The following is a 14,159-nucleotide window of genomic DNA, read 5'->3' on the forward strand; positions in this document are numbered from 1 at the left end:
CTCCGGAGAAAAAACTCGCGCCATGATCGCAGCCCGTATACGACACCGCAGTGGCCATCGGTCATACGGCCAGACCCGGCATGGTCATCACACGAGATGAAGAACGTCATCGAGTGACGTCAGTCTCCTGAATCCGGGCGCAGCGCACGGACTTTCACGCGGCCGCGCCATGAGCATCGGCACAACGGAGATCGACAGGCCGTCCAGTTCCAGCCGGGTCGGGGGGATCCGCTGACAGAGGGAGAGAAGCGATGCGCAGCACCGCAACAGGAAGTACCGTCCTGGCCCTGCTCCTCGGGCTGGCAACCGCCCAAGCGCAGGCCGCCGACGTGGTTGGCGTGGCCTTCGTGCATGGCACCGGCGCGCAGACCAATGCCACCCAGGACTACTGGCAGCCGGCGATCATCGACACCGTGCGCCAGGGCCTGCCGAACAGCAGCAACTACGTCGTCATCAACTGTGACTTCACCCAGTACATGTGGAAGCCGGAAGCCGCCGGTTGCCTGGCCAATCAGTTGACCAGCTTCATCGACAGTCGTGGCATCACCCAGCTGGTGGTGATCACCCACTCCAACGGCGGCAACGTGATGCGCTGGATCCTGTCCAACCCGACCTACGACAGCCGCTATCCGAAGATCATCCGCACGGTGCGCAGGGTCAACGCACTGGCACCGTCTTCGGCGGGCACGCCGTTGGCCGACGCGGTGCTTAACGGCAATACCTTCGAAACCTCGCTGGGCTGGCTGCTGGGATACAAGAACGACGCGGTGCGCCAGCAGCAGGTGGCGAGCATGGCCACCTACAACGCGCAGAACCTGTACGGCACCGCCGGTCGCCCGGCGCTGCCCAAACCATTCCGCGCCGTGGTCGGCAGCGACGTGGAATCGGCGGTGTGGGACAGCAACAGCTACTGCGGTGGCTACGCCGCCAATGTCGGCCTGGAGTTCACCCAGAACTGGCTGTCGTCCTGCTCCGATGGCTTCCTGGAGTGCAGCAGCCAGAAGGCCGCCGGCACCACCTGGTTCACCGACAAGGCGCGTACCCAGGGTGCAGAACCGCTGAGCCACAACCAGAGCCGCCGCGAGTGCTTCGGCCTCGGCACCCTGCTGCGCAAGGACCTGACCCAGTGAGGGAGACGACCATGACGAACCATTCCACTCTGCTGGCCAGCGCGGTGCTGGCGGTGCTGTCCCTGTCCACGGCGAACGCCGCTCAGCCGCTGCAGGCCGCCCGCGCAGGCGATCAGGTGCCCGCCGCATTGGTGGCCGCGCCGTTGCCCGCCGATGAAAGCGAACACGCGCCACTGGCCTTTGCCTGGGCGCTGGACCCGATGCAACCGCTGCAGGCGGCTACGCCGTATGCCTCGGTCAGCCGCAGCTACTGGCAGCAGGTCGATGGCACGCAGCTGCAACGCGGCCTGGACCTGCCGCTGACGGCGCCCGATGCGGTGATCCAGCTGAGCCCGGCCGCAGGTGCCCGCGCGCTGCCGGCCAACACCCTGCAGGTGCGCGACCCGGCCGGCCGCAGCAGTGTCGCCCGCAGTGTCGATGCGCGCGCGCTGCAGGACGCCGGCATGCCGGTGGGTGATGGCAGCAGCATGCTGCGCACCGGCGCGGCCAGTGCGGCCGGTGCGTACACCCTGCAGAGCGCACAGGCGCAGGGCCGCTACGTGGTGCAGGTGCTGGAGCCGAACAGCCCGCTGCGGCTGGAAGTGCAGGCCAGCCAGGCGCAGGTGCTGGCCGGTGGCAATGTGCAGCTGCAGGCACGCCTGCTGGAAGACGGCGCCACCACCGCGCAGCTGGCATCGCGTCGTGGCGGGCTGGGTGGTGAAGCCCTGCTGGTCGCACCGGATGGCCGCAGCTGGCCGCAGCGGTTGCTGCGCACCACCGATGGCAGCCTGCGCGCGCAGGTGCGCATCCCGGCTGATGTCGGCAGCGTGCAGGGGCTGTGGGAACTGCAGGTGTTCGCCCAGGCCGATGGCGTGCTGCGCGATGGCAAGGTGGCGTTCGCGGTGGCACGGCCGACCGCGCGCTTCAGTGGCCAGGCGGCACCGGATCCGTCCAGCCGCCAGGTGGCACTGCCGCTGCAGGTGGCCGCCGCTGGCCGCTATGAGGCGCGGGGCACGCTGTATGCCACTGCCCGCGATGGCCAGTTGAAGCCGGTCGCGCAGGCACATGCGGCCGCGTGGTTCGATGGCCCGGGCGCAGGCCAGCTGGTGCTGCCGTTCGACCAGGCCGCATTGCCGGCCGGTTTCGGCGCGCCGTACGAACTGCGCGACCTGCAGCTGCAGGACCAGAGCCGCATGGCTCCGATCGAGTCGCGTGCGTTGGCGTTGCGGTTCTGAGGGAGGGTGCAGCAGGCCGGATTCCGGTCCGCTGCATTGCGCATTTCAATCACCCCGCGTATGCGGTCAGCCGGCCTTCCTGCTCGCAGACGGTGATCGCGCCGCCGAACACCGCCGACAACGGTTCGTTGCGCAGCAGCTCGGCGCGGGTGCCGTCGGCCAGTACGCGGCCATCGCGCAGCAGCACCACCCGCTCGATCTCGGGAATGATCTCTTCGATGTGGTGGGTCACCAGCACCAGGGTGATGCCCTGCTGCGCCAGCACGCGCATGGTCGCCACCAGCTGCTCGCGGGCGACCAGGTCCAGCCCGGTGGAGGGTTCGTCCAGCAGCAGTGCCTGCGGCCGATTGACCAGCGCGCGGGCGATCAGCACGCGGCGGGTCTCGCCGGCCGACAACTCGGCATAGGCGCGCTCGCGCAGCGACAGGGCGCCGGTCATCGCCAGTGTCTCGCCGACGCGCGCGAGCATGTCGGCGGTCACTTCGCGGAAGGCCGGCACCACGTAGCTGGCGAAGAAGCCGGACAGCACCGCCTGCTCCACGGTCAGCCCGGGCATGTCGGCCAGGTTGCTGCTGAGGTCGCCGCTGACGATGCCCAGCTGCGAGCGCAGCCGGTCCACCTGCCAGCGGTTCTGGCCCAGCACCTTCACCGCCACCGTGCCGTCGCCCAGGGCCAGCGGGTACAGCTCGCGGGTGATCAGCTTGATGAAGGTGGATTTGCCGCAGCCATTGGGGCCGAGCAGGGCGGTGTGCTGGCCCTGCGCGATGCGCAGGCTGAGCCCGTGCAGTACCTTCACCTGGCCGCGCACCACGGTGGCGCGGTCCAGTTCGATCAAGGGAGGCACCTCCGCGCCGGGCGGGGCGGCGGTCATGGCGCTGGCGCGTGGATCAAGGCTCGACAACTCAGGTCCCCAACTGTGAACGGTGCCACGGATGGCGATGAGATACATCGCCGCAGGGATGCAGTTTGCAACGCAAGCGCCCATCATGTCTGCCATCCCCGCGTCGATCCGGAGAGCTGCCATGCCTGATGCCCTGATGTCCCTGTTGACCGGCGGTGTGCTCGGCCTGGGCTGGTGGGCCATGCTGGCGGTGTTGCTGGTCTTCACCCAGGTCACCATCTTCTCGGTGACCCTGTACCTGCACCGCAGCCAGGCCCATCGCGGGGTCGATTTCCACCCGGCGCTGGCCCACGTCTTCCGCTTCTGGCTGTGGCTGACCACCTCGATGATCACCCGCGAGTGGGTGGCCATCCACCGCAAGCATCACGCCAAGGTGGAGACCGAGGACGACCCGCACAGCCCGGTTACCCGCGGCATCGGCAAGGTGTTCTGGCATGGCGTGGAGCTGTACCGCGAAGCGCGCGGCATGCGCGCGGACATCGAGCAGTACGGGCGTGGCACCCCGGATGATGCGATCGAGCGTCACCTGTATACCCCGCACGCCACGCTCGGCCCGGTGCTGCTGTTCGCGATCAATACCGTGTTGTTCGGTGTACCCGGCGTGGCCCTGTGGGCGATCCAGATGGCATGGATCCCGTTCTGGGCCGCGGGCGTGGTCAATGGCCTGGGCCACTGGTGGGGGTACCGCAACTACGAGTCGGCCGATACCTCCACCAACCTCACGCCGTGGGGGTTCTGGATCGGCGGCGAGGAGCTGCACAACAACCATCATGCCTTCCCCAGTTCGGCGCGCTTTGCGATGCGGCGCTGGGAGTTCGACATCGGCTGGAGCGCGATCCGCCTGCTGCAGGCGCTGCGCCTGGCCAGGGTGCTGCGGGTGGCGCCGGCCATGGACGTGCGCCCGAACATCGCCGTGCCCGATGCCGAGACCCTGAAGGCACTGCTGTCGCACCGTTTCCAGGCGATGACCGATTACCAGCGCAACGTGTTCATGCCGGCCCTGCGCGAGGAAGCCATGCAGGCCGGGGCCAAGCTGCGCCGCCTGCTGCCGCGCCGGCTGCGCCGCGGGCTGGTCAACGACGGCCGCTGGCTGAAGCCGGACAGCCGTGCCCAGCTCAGCGCATGGGTGGAACAACGGCCGCGCATCCGCATCCTGGTCGAGTACCGCGCGCGATTGGCCGCGTTGCTGGAAGCCCGTGGCCACGATGCCGCCGAGCGCCTGCATCAGTTGCAGGCGTGGTGCCGCGAGGCCGAGGAAAGCGGTATCGCGGCGTTGCAGGCCTACGCCGCACGCTTGAAGGGCTACAGCCTGGTGGGCGCGTGAGGGCAGGGTACGGGCTTCTGCTGGCGGCGCTGCTGCCGGGCGCGGCGCTGGCCCAGGTCACCGACACCGCCAGCTATCTGCAGCGGATGGACAGCGATGGCGACGGCAGGGTCAGCGAGGCCGAGTACGTGCAGTGGATGCTGTATGCCTTCGACCGCATGGACCGCAATGGTGACGGTGTGCTGAGCGCCGAGGAGCTGCCCGGTGGCAAGGGCAGGGCGATCAGCCGCGAGCAGCAGCGGCAGGTGATCGTGCAGCGCTTCCACAAGCAGGATGCCAACGGTGATGGGTTCCTGGATGCGCGCGAACTGGCGGCGCCTCCGCGCTAAAGATTCCCGGCGCGCTGCCGATGGTGGGTTCGACGCGATCCCGGGTACCGGTCGATCCGCACGGGTAAGGCGAGCTGGCATGTCGACCGCGATGGATCGCGGTAGGGGAAGGACATGGAAGGGAGTGCTGTGCCATTGCGATGATCGATGCTGAACGGAATCGCCTGCATTGGCCCGACACGACCCAAGGATCCCCCATGAAATCGAACCTACCGCTGCTGGCGGCCGCGCTGCTCGGCAGCCTCGTCGTCGCCGCGCCTGTGCTGGCCAATGAGCCGCCCCCGACCGTCCCGTCCGATACGGCGACGGCTGCAGACGTTCCCGCAGCTGATGCCGGCGTTGTCGCCGTCGTGGAAGACACGGCGGCGGCCACCGTGGCGGAGGTGCCTGCCTGGGAGGCCCGGGTGCCGTTGAGCGTGAAGCTGCAGATGGGCGCAGATGGCCAGCCGGTTGGCGACAAGACGCTGCGCCTGGTGCAGCGCTCCACCACCGGCAAGCTGGTGGCCGCGCAGGTGGCCGTGTCATTGTTTTCCGGCACGCTCGGTGGCAGTTCGTTCAAGAAGGACCAGCTGAAGGGAACCCGGGTGGAGACCGTTCCGAACCCGGCCTTCGGTTACCTGCAGGACCAGGTGCGCCTGCGCCTGGCCGAGTACTTCACCGCGCATCCGGGCGCTGTGCCGGCAGAGGTCCGGCCGGTGCAGATCACCGCCGATGGCTTCACCCTGATCTACAAGGAACTGGGCGATGCCGATACCCAGTATGAGCTGCGCCAGACCCAGCACGTCGGCTTCCCGTATACGCGCAAGCTGTTGCGCCTGGTCGGTGGCGAAGGCGTGCAATGCCAGGTCGACGCACCGGTGGCCGCGCCCCTGGAAGCCTGGCAGGCCGACCACTACGCCTTGGTCAAGCAGACGGCCGAGCGCTACAGCGACCAGTGCCTGGCCCGGTTCGTGGAAACGCTGCCGTCGCTGTTCCCGGACCGTTCCGCCGCTGCGGCACCGGTCCCGGCGGAGCCTGCGCGCGCCGGACAGGACGCCTGATACCGGTCGATGCCGGGGATCATTCCCCGGCATCGACGGCCAGGTGCCGGCGGCAGAGCAGGGATAGAATCCCTGCATGCCTGAACTGCCCGAAGTCGAAACTACCCGCCGCGGCCTGGCGCCGCATCTGCAGGGCCGCCGCGTGCACGGGGTGATCCTGCGCCGCGCCGACCTGCGCTGGCCGATTCCACCGGAAGTGGCCGAGCTGCTGCCTGGGCAGCGCATCGAGGACATCCGGCGGCGCGCCAAGTACCTGCTGCTGGATACCGCCATCGGCAGCGCGGTGCTGCACCTGGGCATGTCCGGCAGCCTGCGCGTGCTGCCCGGTGACACTCCGCTGCGCGCGCACGACCACGTCGACATCAGCCTGGACAACGGCCGACTGCTGCGCTTCAACGACCCACGCCGCTTCGGCAGCCTGCTGTGGCAGCCGGCCGGTGAGATCCACCCGCTGCTGCAGGGGCTGGGCCCGGAACCGCTGGACGACGCGTTCGACGGCGACTACCTGTTCGCCCGCAGCCGTGGCCGCAGCGCGCCGGTGAAGACCTTCCTGATGGACCAGGCGGTGGTGGTGGGCGTCGGCAACATCTACGCCGCCGAGAGCCTGTTCAAGGCCGGCATCAGTCCGCTGCGCGAGGCGGGAAAGATCTCGCGCGAACGCTACCAGCGGCTGTCCGACGCGGTGAAGGAGATCCTGGGCTACGCCATCACCCGCGGTGGCACCACCCTGCGCGATTTCATCAGCCCCGATGGCGCGCCGGGCTACTTCGAACAGGAGCTGCTGGTGTACGGCCGTGACGGGATGCCCTGCCCGAACTGCGGCCGCGCGCTGAAGCACGCCACCATCGGCCAGCGTGCCAGCGTCTGGTGCAGCCACTGCCAGCGCTGAGCCGGGCCGCCAGCGGCAGCTGAACGGGCAGGGCGCGTCTCCGCTGCCCGTTAACGTTTGTCTGCCTATGATGGCCGACCTTCCTCCCTGTGCCTGACGCGCCTGCATGCAACGACGCGACTTCATCCGCAATGCCTCCCTCGCCCTGGCTGCATTCGGCCTGCCGTCCCTGCCCGCGTGCGCGGCCAGCAAGAGCGGCCAGATGGGCCTGCGCCGCCTCGGCCAGCCGCAGCCGTTCGACTTCGCCACCCTGAAGGGCCAGGCGCGCGCGCTGGCGCAGGCGCCCTACAAGAGCCACAAGCGGGTGCTGCCGGGCCGCCTGGAGGGACTGGACTGGGACCAGTACCAGTCGATCGGCTACCGGCAGGACCATGCGCTGTGGGCTGACCAGCCGGGCAAGTTCCAGGCCAAGTTCTTCCACCTGGGCCTGTACTTCCATTCGCCGGTACGCATGTTCGACGTGGTCGACGGCAAGGCGCAGGAGCTGGCCTATGACGGCGCGGCGTTCAACTACGGCAAGAGCGGCATCAAGGACGGCGAGCTGCCGGCCGACCTCGGCTTCGCCGGATTCCGCCTGAACACCCGCAAGGACACCGACCGCGACTTCGCCGCCTTCCTCGGCGCCAGCTACTTCCGCGCGGTCGGCAAGGAGGGCCAGTACGGCCAGTCCGCGCGCGGCCTGGCGATCGACACCGGCATGGGCAAGCCGGAGGAATTTCCGGATTTCATCGCCTACTACCTGGAACAGCCGTCGGCCGATTCGGAGACGATCGTGGTCTACGGCCTGCTGGATTCGCCCAGCGTGGCCGGTGCGTACCGCTTCGCCATCACCAATGGCGACGTGCTGCTGATGGACATCGACAGCGCGCTGTACCCGCGCAAGGCGATCGAGCGGCTGGGCATCGCGCCGTGCACCAGCATGTACCAGGTGGGCGAGAACGACCGCCGCATGGCATGGGACTGGCGCCCGGAGATCCACGATACCGATGGCCTGTCGCTGTGGACCGGTGCCGGCGAATGGATCTGGCGCCCGCTGCTGAACCCGCGCAACCTGCGCTTCAACATGTTCGTGGACCGCAACCCGCGTGGTTTCGGCCTGCTGCAGCGCGACCGCAACTTCGACCACTACCAGGACGATGGCGTGTTCTACGAGAAGCGCCCGTGCCTGTGGGTGGAGCCGAAGGGCGAATGGGGCGAGGGCTCGGTGCAGCTGGTGGAGATTCCCACCGTGGACGAGACCTTCGACAACATCGTGGCGTTCTGGAACCCGAAGGAAAAGCCGCAGCCGGGCCAAGAGCTGCTGGTCGGTTACCGCCTGTACTGGGGCGCCGAACCGCCGGCGCGGCCGCCGCTGGCGCACTGCGTGGCCAGCCGCACCGGCCTGGGTGGCGTGGTCGGCAAGAAGCGTGAGTATTTCAGCTGGCGCTTCGCGGTGGACTTCGAAGGCGGCGAACTGGCCAGGCTGATCGACAAGGGCGAGGTTGAAGCAGTGGTGGAAGCCAGCCGTGGCCGGGTCGAGATCGTGTCGGCGCGCCCGCTGCGCGAGATCAACGGCTATCGCGCGATGTTCGACCTGGTGCCGCCGGAAGGCAGCACCGAGCAGATCGACATCCGCCTGTTCCTGCGCAGTGGTGGCAAGACGCTTACGGAAACCTGGCTGTACCAGTACACCCCGCCGCCGGCGGGCGCGCCGGAGCGCACGCTGTATTAAGAGGGGGTGGTGGGTTTGCAGGGCTTGCAGCCCTGCACCTGCTGACGTCAACGTCAACGTCAAAAGCGGGCATTCCGTGGGATGGCGGGGTGGGTCCGGTGGCGGGAGACGCCGTAAACCCATCCCTGGGGGCTTGGCCGCGGCATCCATGCCGCGGACACTCCCGCCACCGGACCCACCCCGCCTTCGACAGATTTCTGCGATCTGTCGGAACAGCTCGTGGGGTCGGATCTATTTCGATATCTGACACATGTGTCGACCAAGGTCGACACCTACCAACAGTCGTGGGGATCTGTCAGAGGTGGGGCGGTGTGGGCTTGCAGGACCGTTGGCGCCATGGATGGCGCCATCGAGCCCCCAGGGACGGGTTTACGGCGTGTCCTGCAAGCCCACACCGCCCCGCCATCCCACGGAATGCCAGCTTTCGCTGTTGCTGTTGCGTTGAGCAGGTGCAGGGCCGCAAGCCCTGCAAAAGAACACCCCTTATAGCGGCAGGGGTGCCTGCGCCGGATCGATACGCCCTTCGCCGCGGGTGATCTTCTTGAACTCGGCACGGCTGACCGACACGTAGCGGTCGTTGCCGCCGATCTCCACCTGCGGGCCGTCCTGCACCGCGTGCCCATGCTCGTCCACGCGCACGGTCATCGTCGCCTTCTTGCCGCTGTGGCAGATGGTCTTGATCTCCTGCATCTCGTCGGCCCAGGCCAGCAGGTACTGGCTGCCTTCGAACAGCTCGCCGCGGAAGTCGGTGCGCAGCCCGTAGCACAGCACCGGAATGCGCAGCTGGTCGACCACCTCGCTGAGCTGCCAGACCTGGGCGCGGGTCAGGAACTGCGCCTCATCCACCAGCACGCAGCCCATGGGGCCGTTGGCTGCCAGATCCTGTTCCACCCACCGCTGCAGGTCGGTGTCGCGGTCGAAGGCCATGCCATCGGCACGCAGGCCGATCCGCGAGGCGACCACGCCGGCGCCGGCACGGTCGTCCAGGCGCGGGGTCAGGATCGCCACCCGCATGCCGCGCTCGCGGTAGTTGTGTGCGCTCTGCAGCAGGGTGGTGGTCTTGCCGGCGTTCATCGCCGAGTAGTAGAAGTAGAGCTTGGCCATCGTCCAATTCTAGTCGCCGCCCGGCCCGCCGTCGCGGATCTGCCTGGGAGCGCAGATCTCGATGCTGGGCGGTAGCCGGTGTTCTGCCAGGTCTGCTCCTGCAGGCCGAAGCAGGCGGCCGGTTTCCCGAAGGCGCCGTGGTAGTAGTCATCGCCGGTGACCGGCCGGCTGGCCTTCGGCCAGTACCCGATGCCGCTGCGCCGCAACCAGCCGGTGCCAGCAGCCCCAGCACGAAGGCCCCGATGGCCCGGCAGGCGAGGTTCATCGCCCGGATCTGGCCAGTTCTTCGTCCTGCCATTGCCGGTAGGCCACCGGGTCCCAGTAACGGGCGAGCTGGTGCTTCTCCGGTTGCAGCACGCGGGATCCCGCATCGCCGCGGCCCTGGCTGCGCATGGCGCCGCTCCAGCCGGCGCGGCTGCCGGTCTGCTGCATGCTGCCGGCGCGCAGTTCGCGTTCCAGCCGCGGCGTGGCGGCGGGGTCGCCGAACTCGGCGTACAGCGTGCGGCCCTCGCGCACCGCGCGCTCGCGTTCGTCCGCCGACAGCGCCTCCCAGAAGCGTTCGCGCTGTGCCACCAGCCATTCGGTGCCGCGCTCGGCCGCCAGGTCCATCCACGCATAGCCCAGGGCGCGGTCGGCGGGGCCGCCTTGACCGTTCCACAGCATGTCGGCCAGCGCCGCCTGTGACAGCTTGTCGCCATAGCGCGCGGCATTGCGGAAGTTGTTGCGGGCTTCTTCGTCGCGGCCCCGTTTGCGGGCCTCCATGCCCAGCTGGCGGAAGCGCAGGTCCGGGTGGTAGACGAGGAACTCGTGCGACTGCAGCACGATCGTTTCATAGGCATCCGTGCGCGGCGGCGGGCCGGACCCGGCCGCCGGCATGGCCAGCAGGCCCAGCAGGACGGCCGCAAGTAGACGGGCGATGACAGTCGAGGACATGGACCACGCTCCTGTGTTCCGGTGCCGATTCAATACCTTACGGGCGGGCGCCATGCAAGTCAGGTGGGCCTGCCGGCACCCCGCTACAATCCTGTCCCCATGCACGGTCTCAATCCTCCCCAAGCTGCTGCGGTCCTGCACATCGAAGGCCCGTTGCTGGTGCTCGCCGGCGCCGGCAGCGGCAAGACGCGCGTGATCGTGGAGAAGATCGCCCACCTGATCGGCTGTGGCCGCTACCCGGCCCGCCGCATCGCCGCGATCACCTTCACCAACAAGTCGGCCAAGGAAATGCGCGAGCGCGTGGCCAAGCGCCTGCGTGAGCAGGACGCCGACGAGGTGACCATCTGCACGTTCCATGCGCTGGGCCTGAAGTTCCTGCAGATCGAACATGCCGCCGTGGGCCTGAAGCGCGGTTTCTCGATCTTCGATGCCGACGATGCCGCCGCGCAGATCAAGGACCTGATGTACGGCGCCAAGCCCGATGACATCGAGGACATGAAGAACCTGGTGTCGCGCGCGAAGAACGCCGGCCTCTCGCCCGAGCAGGCGATGGCCGCCGCGCGCAGCAACCGCGAGAAGGAAGCGGCCAGCGTCTACGAGCGCTACCAGCTGCGGTTGACTGCGTTCAATGCGGTCGACTTCGACGACCTGATCCGTCTGCCGGTGCAGATCCTGGAAGAGAACCCGGAGATCGCCCTGGCCTGGCGCGAGCGCATCGGCTACCTGCTGGTGGACGAATGCCAGGACACCAACGACGCGCAGTACCGCCTGCTCAAGCAGCTGGCCGGTGAGAAGGGCAACTTCACCTGCGTCGGCGACGATGACCAGTCGATCTACGCCTGGCGCGGCGCCAACCCGGAAAACCTGCAGCAGATGGGGCGTGATTACCCCGCACTGGAGATCATCAAGCTGGAGCAGAACTACCGCTGCTCCAACCGCGTGCTGCGCGCGGCCAATGCGCTGATCGCCAACAACCCGCACGAGCACCTGAAGAAGCTGTGGAGCGACCAGGCCGACGGCGAACGTATCCGTGTATGGGAGTGCCGCAACAGCGAGCATGAAGCGGAGAAGGTCGCCGCCGAGATCGCCTTTGTGGCGCAGTCGCGCAACGTGCCGTGGAGTGACTTCTGCATCCTGTTCCGCGGCAACTTCCAGTCGCGCCCGCTGGAAAAGGCGATGCAGCTGCTGCGCATTCCCTACCACCTGACCGGCGGCACGATGTTCCTGGAGCGCCAGGAAGTGAAGGACACGCTGGCCTGGCTGCGGCTGCTGGTAAACCCGGACGATGACACCGCGTTCATGCGTGCGGTGCAGTCACCCAAGCGCGACGTCGGTGCCGGCACCCTGGCCAAGCTGGCCGAGCTGGCCCAGGAAAAGGACATGCCGATGGCCCATGTGGCCGAAACCATCGGTGCCCTGCAGCAGTTGCCACCGCGCGCGGCCAACAGCCTGGCGCGCTTCACCGACATCCTGCGCGACCTGCGCGCGCAGACCCGGCAGATCAGTTCCGGCGACATGATCCGCAAGGTGGCCAAGGAGTCGGGCCTGCTCAGCGAACTTCGCCAACAGGCCAAGGAAGAGGCGAGTTACCAGCGCCGTGCCAACAACATCGAGGAACTGGCGCAATGGTTCGAGGGCGGCCCGCGTGGTGCCACCGCCGCCGACCTGGCCGGCCAGCTGGCGCTGCTGTCGCGCAGCGACAAGGACGAGGGCGGCAACCAGGTGCGCATGATGACCATGCACGCTTCCAAGGGCCTGGAGTTCCCGTACGTGTTCATCGTCGGCTGCGAGGATGGCGTGCTGCCCCACCAGGTCAGCCTGGACGAGGGCAATCTGCAGGAAGAGCGCCGCCTGCTGTACGTGGGCATCACCCGCGCCAAGATCCAGCTGTGGATGAGTTACAGCAAGCTGACCCGCAAGTTCGGCGAGCACGTGCGGTTGAAGCCGAGCCGGTTCTTCGAGGAGATTCCGGCCGAGGAGATCCAGCGCGATGGTGCGGACCCGGTGGCCGATGCGGCGCGCAAGAAGGAGCGGGCGACGGCGGGGCTGGCGGCGATCGAGGCGTTGTTCGACTAGGGCGCTCCAACGGCGCCGCCCCTCCGTGAATGACGCGGCAGTATCCGGGGTGGGCCGGGTGGATGGGCCACGCAGGGGGCGCTGCAAGTACGTCCCTGTAAGCTCGGTCGCCGCATCCATGCGGCTCACGCCCCTGCGCGGCCCATCCGCCCGGCCTCTGACAGATTCCGGGCGCTTCCATCCACGGCAATGCAAAGAAAATCAAAAGCAGCAGCCGGGGTTGAGGCAGAATCGGGCTTTCGGCTGGAGGTCTGCGCGTGCATCCCATCGAAAGCGAACGCCTGCGCCTGCGTGCGATCGAACCTGACCGCGATGCGGCGCCGATGCTGGCGCTGCTCAACGATCCGGGCTTCGTGCGCTTCATCGGTGACCGCAACGTGCGCAGTGAAGAACAGGCGCGTGAGTACATCGCGCTGCGGGTGCTGCACAGCTACGCGTTGAACGGGTTCGGCATGTATGCGATCGAGCGCTTGGCCGATGGCGCGTGGCTGGGCAATGCCGGGCTGGTGCGGCGTGATGGGCTGCCGGGGCCGGATATCGGTTACGCGGTGCTGTCTGAATTCGCCGGGCAGGGCTATGCCGGCGAGGCGGCGCGGGCGGTGTTCGCGCATGCACGTGCGGAGCTGGGCATCGTGGATCTGTATGGCATCACCGACCTGGACAACGTGGTGTCCGGGAAGATCCTGCTGGGCCTGGGCATGCAGGAACGCGGGGTGATCCAGCTGCCGGGCGTGGACAGCCCGAGCCGGCTGTATGCCACGCCGGGCGCGGCCGAGGTTTGATCGTGGTGGGTGCCGACCGATGGTCGGCACGATTCAAATGCAGTGCCGACCAACGGTCGGCACCTACCCCCTCAGGTGCCGCGCAGCTCGGCCAGCTGCGCCTGAAGCTCGGCCACGGCCGCTTCCAGCTGTGCCACGCGCTCGGCCAGGCCCGGGTCGGCGGCCTCGCTGCCCCCACCGCTGCCGGCGTACTTCGCCGCCAGTGCCGCGCCATCCACCTCGCCGCACAGCAGGTGCATGTAGCGGTCTTCGCGCTGGCCGCTGGCGCGCGGCAGCACCACCAGCAGCGCGCGCTGCTGCAGGCGCTCGATGGCGTGGCGGGCTTCGTCGGTGTCGGCGAAGCGGTGCAGGCGTTCGCTGCGCGTCACCAGCTCGCCCAGCGTCTGCGGCCCGCGCAGCAGCAACATCGCCAGCAGCACGGTCTGCTGCCGGGTCAGGTCCAGCGCGGCCTGCAGGCGGTGCTCGTAGCGGTCGGCGCGGGACGAGAAGTGCTGGCGGGCCAGGCCCAGCGTCTCCAGCTGGCGCAGGGCGTGCTGCACGCTGCCGGCATCGACGTTCATCACCGGCTCGCGGGCGGTCTTCTGGTTGGCGGCCGACTGCGCCGCGTTGACCGTCAGCGGGTAGGTATCCGGGGTGGTCGCCTCCTTCTCCACCAGGCAGCCCAGCAGGCGGGCCTGCACGGCGTCGAGCAGGGGGACGTCGGGGGTCTGGGCGGAATCGGTCATG

General features: G+C 68.3%; 13 protein-coding genes. 9 read left to right on the forward strand and 4 right to left on the reverse strand.

Annotated features, from left to right (window positions below):
• Positions 1 to 251: 251 nt before the first annotated feature.
• Together CCR98_RS00180 and CCR98_RS00185 are read left to right on the forward strand one after the other, a co-directional pair.
• Complete coding sequence (locus tag CCR98_RS00180) at positions 252 to 1,130, forward strand: hypothetical protein (RefSeq protein ID WP_087921057.1); 879 nt, start codon at positions 252 to 254, stop codon at positions 1,128 to 1,130.
• Between the two features lie 11 nt (positions 1,131 to 1,141).
• Positions 1,142 to 2,344 (forward strand): DUF4785 domain-containing protein, encoded by a 1,203-nt coding sequence (locus tag CCR98_RS00185; RefSeq protein WP_087921058.1) that lies wholly within the window; start codon positions 1,142 to 1,144, stop codon positions 2,342 to 2,344.
• A 49-nt stretch (positions 2,345 to 2,393) separates the two neighbouring features.
• Here the strand turns inward: CCR98_RS00185 and CCR98_RS00190 are convergent, their stop codons facing one another.
• Positions 2,394 to 3,215 carry an ATP-binding cassette domain-containing protein gene (locus CCR98_RS00190; RefSeq protein WP_087921059.1) on the reverse strand — a complete coding sequence of 274 codons (822 nt, stop codon included), beginning with the start codon at positions 3,213 to 3,215 and terminating at the stop codon, positions 2,394 to 2,396.
• Positions 3,216 to 3,366: 151 nt separating this feature from the next.
• Here CCR98_RS00190 and CCR98_RS00195 point away from each other — a divergent pair, with 151 nt between their 5' ends.
• From CCR98_RS00195 to CCR98_RS00215, 5 genes are all read left to right on the forward strand, one after another.
• Positions 3,367 to 4,569 carry a fatty acid desaturase gene (locus CCR98_RS00195; RefSeq protein WP_087921060.1) on the forward strand — a complete coding sequence of 401 codons (1,203 nt, stop codon included), beginning with the start codon at positions 3,367 to 3,369 and terminating at the stop codon, positions 4,567 to 4,569.
• Positions 4,566 to 4,898: a hypothetical protein gene (locus CCR98_RS00200; RefSeq protein ID WP_087921061.1), complete on the forward strand. Its 333-nt coding sequence runs from the start codon at positions 4,566 to 4,568 to the stop codon at positions 4,896 to 4,898. Before CCR98_RS00195 ends, CCR98_RS00200 begins: the two co-directional genes overlap by 4 nt.
• A gap of 197 nt (positions 4,899 to 5,095) precedes the next feature.
• Positions 5,096 to 5,938 (forward strand): hypothetical protein, encoded by an 843-nt coding sequence (locus tag CCR98_RS00205; protein ID WP_087921062.1) that lies wholly within the window; start codon positions 5,096 to 5,098, stop codon positions 5,936 to 5,938.
• Between the two features lie 76 nt (positions 5,939 to 6,014).
• Positions 6,015 to 6,827, forward strand: a complete 813-nt coding sequence (gene mutM / locus CCR98_RS00210; protein WP_087921063.1) for a bifunctional DNA-formamidopyrimidine glycosylase/DNA-(apurinic or apyrimidinic site) lyase — start codon at positions 6,015 to 6,017, stop codon at positions 6,825 to 6,827.
• Between the two features lie 106 nt (positions 6,828 to 6,933).
• Positions 6,934 to 8,538, forward strand: a complete 1,605-nt coding sequence (locus CCR98_RS00215; protein ID WP_012509627.1) for a glucan biosynthesis protein D — start codon at positions 6,934 to 6,936, stop codon at positions 8,536 to 8,538.
• A gap of 483 nt (positions 8,539 to 9,021) precedes the next feature.
• On the opposite strand, the gene CCR98_RS00220 is transcribed toward CCR98_RS00215, so the two are convergent.
• Together CCR98_RS00220 and CCR98_RS00225 are read right to left on the reverse strand one after the other, a co-directional pair.
• Positions 9,022 to 9,642, reverse strand: coding sequence for a thymidine kinase (locus CCR98_RS00220; protein WP_008264720.1), 621 nt, complete (start codon positions 9,640 to 9,642; stop codon positions 9,022 to 9,024).
• Positions 9,643 to 9,903: 261 nt separating this feature from the next.
• Positions 9,904 to 10,575 (reverse strand): SEL1-like repeat protein, encoded by a 672-nt coding sequence (locus tag CCR98_RS00225; protein WP_087921064.1) that lies wholly within the window; start codon positions 10,573 to 10,575, stop codon positions 9,904 to 9,906.
• 99 nt (positions 10,576 to 10,674) lie between these two features.
• Between CCR98_RS00225 and CCR98_RS00230 the strand changes: the two genes are divergently transcribed.
• Positions 10,675 to 12,651 (forward strand): UvrD-helicase domain-containing protein, encoded by a 1,977-nt coding sequence (locus tag CCR98_RS00230; protein ID WP_087921065.1) that lies wholly within the window; start codon positions 10,675 to 10,677, stop codon positions 12,649 to 12,651.
• Between the two features lie 257 nt (positions 12,652 to 12,908).
• Positions 12,909 to 13,433, forward strand: a complete 525-nt coding sequence (locus tag CCR98_RS00235; protein WP_087921066.1) for a GNAT family N-acetyltransferase — start codon at positions 12,909 to 12,911, stop codon at positions 13,431 to 13,433.
• Positions 13,434 to 13,504: 71 nt separating this feature from the next.
• Here the strand turns inward: CCR98_RS00235 and CCR98_RS00240 are convergent, their stop codons facing one another.
• The gene (locus CCR98_RS00240) at positions 13,505 to 14,158 is read right to left on the reverse strand and encodes a DUF480 domain-containing protein (protein ID WP_087921067.1); all 654 of its coding nucleotides are present in this window, start codon (positions 14,156 to 14,158) and stop codon (positions 13,505 to 13,507) included.
• Between the last annotated feature and the right edge of the window lies 1 nt (position 14,159).

Source organism: Stenotrophomonas sp. WZN-1 (assembly GCF_002192255.1).
Taxonomy (GTDB): domain Bacteria; phylum Pseudomonadota; class Gammaproteobacteria; order Xanthomonadales; family Xanthomonadaceae; genus Stenotrophomonas.

What these genes read in the sequence shown, in the direction of transcription:
- CCR98_RS00205 (WP_087921062.1), top strand. Translation starts at nt 5,096, where the DNA reads ATGAAATCGAACCTACCGCTGCTGGCGGCCGCGCTGCTCGGCAGCCTC.
- mutM (WP_087921063.1), top strand. Translation starts at nt 6,015, where the DNA reads ATGCCTGAACTGCCCGAAGTCGAAACTACCCGCCGCGGCCTGGCGCCG.
- CCR98_RS00240 (WP_087921067.1), bottom strand. Translation starts at nt 14,158, where the DNA reads ATGACCGATTCCGCCCAGACCCCCGACGTCCCCCTGCTCGACGCCGTG.
- CCR98_RS00180 (WP_087921057.1), top strand. Translation starts at nt 252, where the DNA reads ATGCGCAGCACCGCAACAGGAAGTACCGTCCTGGCCCTGCTCCTCGGG.
- CCR98_RS00185 (WP_087921058.1), top strand. Translation starts at nt 1,142, where the DNA reads ATGACGAACCATTCCACTCTGCTGGCCAGCGCGGTGCTGGCGGTGCTG.
- CCR98_RS00225 (WP_087921064.1), bottom strand. Translation starts at nt 10,575, where the DNA reads ATGTCCTCGACTGTCATCGCCCGTCTACTTGCGGCCGTCCTGCTGGGC.
- CCR98_RS00220 (WP_008264720.1), bottom strand. Translation starts at nt 9,642, where the DNA reads ATGGCCAAGCTCTACTTCTACTACTCGGCGATGAACGCCGGCAAGACC.
- CCR98_RS00215 (WP_012509627.1), top strand. Translation starts at nt 6,934, where the DNA reads ATGCAACGACGCGACTTCATCCGCAATGCCTCCCTCGCCCTGGCTGCA.
- CCR98_RS00190 (WP_087921059.1), bottom strand. Translation starts at nt 3,215, where the DNA reads ATGACCGCCGCCCCGCCCGGCGCGGAGGTGCCTCCCTTGATCGAACTG.
- CCR98_RS00230 (WP_087921065.1), top strand. Translation starts at nt 10,675, where the DNA reads ATGCACGGTCTCAATCCTCCCCAAGCTGCTGCGGTCCTGCACATCGAA.
- CCR98_RS00195 (WP_087921060.1), top strand. Translation starts at nt 3,367, where the DNA reads ATGCCTGATGCCCTGATGTCCCTGTTGACCGGCGGTGTGCTCGGCCTG.